The following is a 6,000-nucleotide window of genomic DNA, read 5'->3' as shown; positions in this document are numbered from 1 at the left end:
ACGTCAGCGCCAAACCCGATACCCTCGGTGAGTCAGATTCCACAGGTTTTGGTATGAATGCAAACATTCAACCTCTCGAAAGTGCGGCAATTGTGTGATGCGGTAACCGGCAGGCTTCAGTAATCGAACTCGCGCCGTCGAAGGTGGGGCAAGGGGGTGTAGTAGTCGCTTCCTATGTCAATCTTGACCCCATCCCCCCAATCCCCTAAAGGCGCGCATCCCTCGCGGGCTTGCTCGCGGTGGATATACAGAGCTGAACATTGCCGTTCCGGCGCGTTTCTCGCAGCTTTTCCGTGGCTTTCGGGCCTCGCCAAGCGGGGAGGCACGGATCGCTCCCTTCATCCGAATCGGGTGAGGGCGCATCCCTCGGGCGGGCGGCAAAGTAATCCGGCAGCGCTCATCGGCGGCCGGGTGGAGTGTTTTTCGGCTCACGGGTGCGGCCTTCCTCGTTGAACGAGGGGGCGGAGCAAACCGATGGCGGTCCCAGTCCCCCAAGTTTTCTTGGCGCTGGGATGACTGCCTCGCGGTTTTCCTCCTGCATCGCGTGATCGTCTACTCTTCTCCCGTCATCGCAGTTGTGGCCCTCCCGGCCCGGTGACCACCGGGGTGCGACGGGTCGATACCGATGGTTTCGGTGTCGATCCATCGCACTCCCATTTGAAAGAAGAGTATAGATGCCCACTATCAACCAGCTGGTCCGCAAGGGCCGCGAACCGCAGAAGGCCAAGTCCAAGGTTCCTGCGATGGAGCAGAACCCGCAGAAGCGCGGCGTCTGCACCCGCGTCTACACGACCACCCCGAAGAAGCCGAACTCGGCGCTTCGCAAGGTCGCCAAGGTGCGCCTGACCAACAGCCGCGAAGTCATCTCGTACATCCCGGGTGAAGGCCACAACCTGCAGGAGCACTCGGTCGTGCTCATCCGCGGCGGCCGCGTCCGCGATCTTCCCGGCGTTCGCTACCACATCCTGCGCGGCGTGCTCGACACCCAGGGCGTCAAGGATCGCAAGCAGAGCCGCTCGAAGTACGGCGCCAAGCGTCCGAAGTAAGCCGTAGGCGTGGCCTGCCACGCCGTAATCTGCACGGTGATGAATTTACCGGCCGGTGATGCTCACGCTCCCGCCCGAAAGAACAAGGAATATCAACGATGTCACGTCGTCGTCGTCCCGAGAAGCGGGAAATCCTGCCTGATCCGAAGTTCGGGGATCTCATCCTGTCCAAGTTCATGAACAACCTCATGTACGACGGCAAGAAGTCGGTCGCCGAAGCGATCGTCTACGGTGCCATGGAAACCATGGAAACCCGCGCCAAGTCGGACCCGATCCAGCTGTTCCACGACGCCCTCAACAACGTCGCGCCGCAGATCGAAGTGCGTTCGCGCCGCGTCGGCGGTGCGACCTACCAGGTCCCCGTCGAGGTTCGTCCCGAGCGTGCGCAGGCTCTCGCCATCCGCTGGCTGATCACCGCCGCGCGCAACCGTCCCGAGACCACCATGTCGGCACGCCTCTCGGGCGAGCTGCTGGATGCCTCGAACAACCGCGGCAACGCGGTCAAGAAGCGCGAAGACACGCACCGCATGGCGGACGCGAACCGCGCCTTCTCGCACTACCGCTGGTAATGTGCTGAGTGTGCGCCCGGATGAGTTGGTCATTCGGGCGTCATACTTTTATTTCAGGGGGCGAGGGTCTATCTGAAGGCCGCTCTCGCTCCCGAAACCCTCGCTAAGGATTCTCCCATGGCACGCAGCCATCCGCTGAATATGTACCGTAACATCGGTATCATGGCGCACATCGACGCTGGCAAGACCACGACGACCGAGCGCATCCTCTACTACACCGGCAAGTCCTACAAGATCGGCGAAGTCCACGACGGCGCTGCGACCATGGACTGGATGGAGCAGGAGCAGGAACGCGGCATCACGATCACCTCGGCTGCCACCACCTGCTTCTGGACCGCAGAGGGCCAGGAATACCGCATCAACATCATCGACACCCCGGGCCACGTCGACTTCACCATCGAAGTCGAACGCTCGCTGCGCGTGCTCGACGGTGCGGTTGCGTGCTTCGACGGCGTTGCCGGCGTGGAACCGCAGTCGGAAACCGTATGGCGCCAGGCCGACAAGTACGGCGTACCGCGTATGTGCTTCATCAATAAGCTGGACCGTACCGGCGCGAACTTCAAGTATTGCGTTCAGTCGATCATCGATCGTCTTGGTGCCACTCCTGCGGTGCTTTACATTCCTATTGGTCTGGAAGCCGACCTCAAGGGTCTCGTTGACTTGGTGCACAACCGCGCGATCGTCTGGAAGGATGAGTCGCTTGGTGCCGAATTCTTCTACGAAGAGATTCCGGCTGAGCTGGCTGACGAAGCCGCCGAGTACCGCATGAAGCTCATCGAACTCGCCGTCGAGCAGGACGACGAGGCGATGGAAGCGTACCTCGAAGGCAACGAGCCCGACGTCGCGACGCTCAAGAAGCTGATCCGCAAGGGTACGCTGGGCCATGCGTTCGTGCCGGTCGTCTGTGGTTCGGCGTTCAAGAACAAGGGCGTTCAGCCCCTGCTCGACGCCGTCGTCGACTACCTGCCTTCGCCGCTCGACATCGAAGACGTCCAGGGCGTCAAGGTCGACAGCGACGAGCCGGACAGCCGCCCGCCTTCGGACGACGCGCCGTTCTCGTCGCTCGCGTTCAAGGTCATGAACGACCCGTTCGTGGGCTCGCTCACCTTCTGCCGCATCTATTCGGGCACGCTCTCGAAGGGTTCGTACCTGAACTCGGTGAAGGGCAAGAAGGAAAAGGTTGGCCGTATCCTCGAGATGCACGCCAACGAGCGTAAGGACATCGAAGAAGCCTACGCAGGCGACATCGTTGCCCTTGCTGGCATGAAGGAAACCACCACGGGCGACACGCTCTGCGCCGAACGCGCGCCGATCGTGCTCGAACGCATGGAATTCCCCGAGCCGGTCATCGAACTGTCGGTGGAACCCAAGACCAAGGCCGACCAGGAGAAGATGGGCATCGCGCTCAACCGTCTCTCGGCCGAGGATCCCTCGTTCCGCGTCTCGACCGACCACGAGTCGGGCCAGACCATCATCAAGGGCATGGGCGAACTTCACCTGGACATCATCGTCGACCGCATGCGTCGCGAGTTCAAGGTCGAAGCCAACGTCGGCGCACCGCAGGTCGCTTACCGCGAATACCTCGGCAAGCCGGTGGATGTGGACTACACCCACAAGAAGCAGTCGGGTGGTACCGGTCAGTTCGGCCGCGTGAAGGTCAAGGTCACGCCGGGCGAGCGCGGTTCGGGCATCACCTTCAAGGACGAGATCAAGGGCGGTAACATTCCGAAGGAATATATCCCCGCGATCGAAAAGGGCATGCGCGAAACCGCTGCCTCGGGCTCGCTGGTCGGCTTCCCGATCATCGACTTCGAAATCGTCCTCTACGACGGTTCGTACCACGACGTCGACTCGAGCGCCCTGGCGTTCGAAATCGCCGGTCGCGGTGCCATGCGTGAAGTCGCCCAGAAGGCCGGCATCAAGCTGCTCGAACCGATCATGAAGGTCGAGGTCGTGACCCCGGAAGAGTTCATGGGCGACGTCATCGGCGACCTCAACTCGCGTCGTGGCCAGATCCAGGGCACCGACAGCCGCGGTAACGCACAGGTCGTGGAGGCGAACACGCCGCTCGCGAACATGTTCGGTTACGTGAACTCGCTGCGCTCCTTCACCCAGGGCCGCGCGAACTACTCGATGATCTTCTCCCACTATGACGAAGTCCCGGCGAACGTCGCGGCCGAAGTCAAGGAGAAGCTCGCCTAAGGGCGGGCGGGATCAAGCATACTCTTGCCTGACGGCAGGATTGGTTATAGGGGCGGCGCCTGCATCCGCGGGCTCCGCTCCGATACCCCGCAGATTCGAAATCAAGACGAAAGAAGGTTTGAAAGATGGCCAAGGCTAAATTTGAGCGGAACAAGCCGCACTGCAACATCGGCACCATCGGTCACGTCGACCACGGCAAGACCACGTTGACCGCGGCGATCACCAAGGTGATGTCGGAGACCTTCGGCGGTGAAGCCGTTGACTTCGCAAACATCGACAAGGCTCCCGAAGAGCGCGAGCGCGGCATCACCATCTCGACCGCACACGTCGAGTACGAGACCGATGCCCGTCACTACGCGCACGTCGACTGCCCGGGTCACGCTGACTACGTCAAGAACATGATCACCGGTGCCGCCCAGATGGACGGCGCGATCCTCGTCGTGAACGCTGCTGACGGCCCGATGCCGCAGACCCGCGAGCACATCCTGCTCGCCCGCCAGGTCGGCGTGCCGCAGCTGGTCGTGTACATGAACAAGGTCGACCAGGTCGATGACGAAGAGCTCCTCGAGCTCGTCGAACTCGAAGTTCGTGAACTGCTCTCGTCGTATGACTTCGACGGCGACAACATCCCCGTCGTCAAGGGTTCGGCTCTGGCCGCTCTCGAAGGCCGTGACGACAACATCGGCAAGAGCTCGATCCTCGAACTGATGAAGGCCGTTGACGACTTCATCCCGCAGCCGCCCCGCCCGACCGACAAGCCCTTCCTGATGCCCGTCGAAGACGTGTTCTCGATCTCGGGCCGTGGTACGGTTGTGACCGGCCGCGTCGAGACCGGCATCGTCAAGGTTGGTGAGGAAGTCGAAGTCGTCGGCATCCGCAACACCCAGAAGACCACCGTCACCGGCGTCGAAATGTTCCGCAAGCTGCTCGACCAGGGCGAAGCCGGCGACAACATCGGTGCACTGGTTCGCGGTCTGAAGCGTGAAGACGTCGAGCGCGGTCAGGTTCTGGCCAAGCCCGGCACCGTGACCCCGCACACCGAGTTCTCGGCAGAAGTCTACGTTCTGTCGAAGGACGAAGGCGGCCGTCACACCCCGTTCTTCGCGAACTACCGTCCGCAGTTCTACTTCCGCACCACCGACGTGACCGGCGAAGTGATCCTCCCCGAGGGCACCGAGATGGTCATGCCCGGCGACAACGTTTCGCTGTCGGTCAAGCTGATCGCTCCGATCGCCATGGACGAAGGTCTGCGCTTCGCAATTCGCGAAGGCGGCCGCACCGTCGGCTCGGGCGTCGTTGCCTCGATCACGAAGTAATTCGTCGATCGGCCAACAACGGCTGAAAGTGATTGGCCCGGCGTCTCGAAAGAGGCGCCGGGCTTTTCGCGTTTAGGGGGCGGTTGGACCGCTTCTCCCCGCCCGCTCAGGCTGAGCCTGTCGAAGCCCCTGCGGCGTGGCGCTGTGGCTCCCCATGCTTCGACAAGCTCAGCATGAGCGGGGTGTGGGTGACCTGTGTGCGTTGCAACCTTCAGGGCTGCCGCAGCTCACCCTGTGCAATCTTCCATGCATCCGAGCCCTTGGGCGCTTCGGGGATGGATTTCAGGTCGATATAATAGACCGGTTCGGGCACCCGGCCGAACGGTATGGTGATGCACGGGCCAAGGCAGCCGGGCAGGTTCCACAAGTCCGGCGGGTGCAGCGCGCCGTCGCGGGTGCTTTCGTCCACGGACTTCGAGGCCGGAACCCGTTCGCTGGTGCCGTCTCCTCCGTGAGAGCACACGACGATGGTGCCGTCGTTGCCGCCGTTGCTGGCGCGAGCGGCGGCAAGGCAGGCATCGTCAACCGGCCCGCCTTTCGGATCAGGCAGGCCGACGTGGGCGGTAAGAACGTCCGTATCATCGAGGTCGATGGGAATTTCGCTCCCGGTGGGGCCGTAGGCAGAGCCAGCGGCGGCAGGCGCGGAAGCAAGGCAAGCGAGGGTCAGCGCGGCGAGCGCGCTGGAAATTGTCGTGATCGTGGAGGGCATTGGCAGCGGCTTCTGTTAGGCGTCGCGCGATCAACCTAGGGAGTGGATCGGCCGCAGGGAAGGGCGCTTGCGATGAACCGCACCGGCCGCCGCCGAAAACCTGCCGATCCGCGTAAAATCAGGGCTTGCCCGACTCGCCCTTGGCGTGTAGGGGCGCG

General features: G+C 62.5%; 5 protein-coding genes. 4 read left to right on the top strand and 1 reads right to left on the bottom strand.

Annotation, left to right across the window (positions count from 1 at the left end; translation table 11 throughout):
• The first annotated feature begins 674 nt into the window (after positions 1 to 674).
• The 4 genes from rpsL (at position 675) to tuf (ending at position 5,133) form a co-directional block, all read left to right on the top strand.
• Positions 675 to 1,046: a 30S ribosomal protein S12 gene (gene rpsL / locus ACODRZ_RS20515; RefSeq protein WP_007011879.1), complete on the top strand. Its 372-nt coding sequence runs from the start codon at positions 675 to 677 to the stop codon at positions 1,044 to 1,046.
• Between the two features lie 98 nt (positions 1,047 to 1,144).
• On the top strand, positions 1,145 to 1,615 hold the full coding sequence (gene rpsG, locus ACODRZ_RS20510; RefSeq protein ID WP_008828242.1) for a 30S ribosomal protein S7: 471 nt from the start codon (positions 1,145 to 1,147) through the stop codon (positions 1,613 to 1,615).
• Positions 1,616 to 1,732: 117 nt separating this feature from the next.
• Positions 1,733 to 3,817, top strand: a complete 2,085-nt coding sequence (gene fusA, locus ACODRZ_RS20505) for an elongation factor G (protein WP_488972269.1) — start codon at positions 1,733 to 1,735, stop codon at positions 3,815 to 3,817.
• Positions 3,818 to 3,942: 125 nt separating this feature from the next.
• Complete coding sequence (tuf, locus tag ACODRZ_RS20500; protein ID WP_488972268.1) at positions 3,943 to 5,133, top strand: elongation factor Tu; 1,191 nt, start codon at positions 3,943 to 3,945, stop codon at positions 5,131 to 5,133.
• 211 nt (positions 5,134 to 5,344) lie between these two features.
• Here tuf and ACODRZ_RS20495 read toward each other — a convergent pair whose 3' ends face one another.
• On the bottom strand, positions 5,345 to 5,842 hold the full coding sequence (locus ACODRZ_RS20495) for a hypothetical protein (RefSeq protein ID WP_488972267.1): 498 nt from the start codon (positions 5,840 to 5,842) through the stop codon (positions 5,345 to 5,347).
• Between the last annotated feature and the right edge of the window lie 158 nt (positions 5,843 to 6,000).

It is taken from the genome of Novosphingobium sp. FG90, assembly GCF_057808725.1.
Note: the sequence above shows the minus strand (reverse complement) of the source record. Positions and strands in the feature narration are given on the sequence as shown.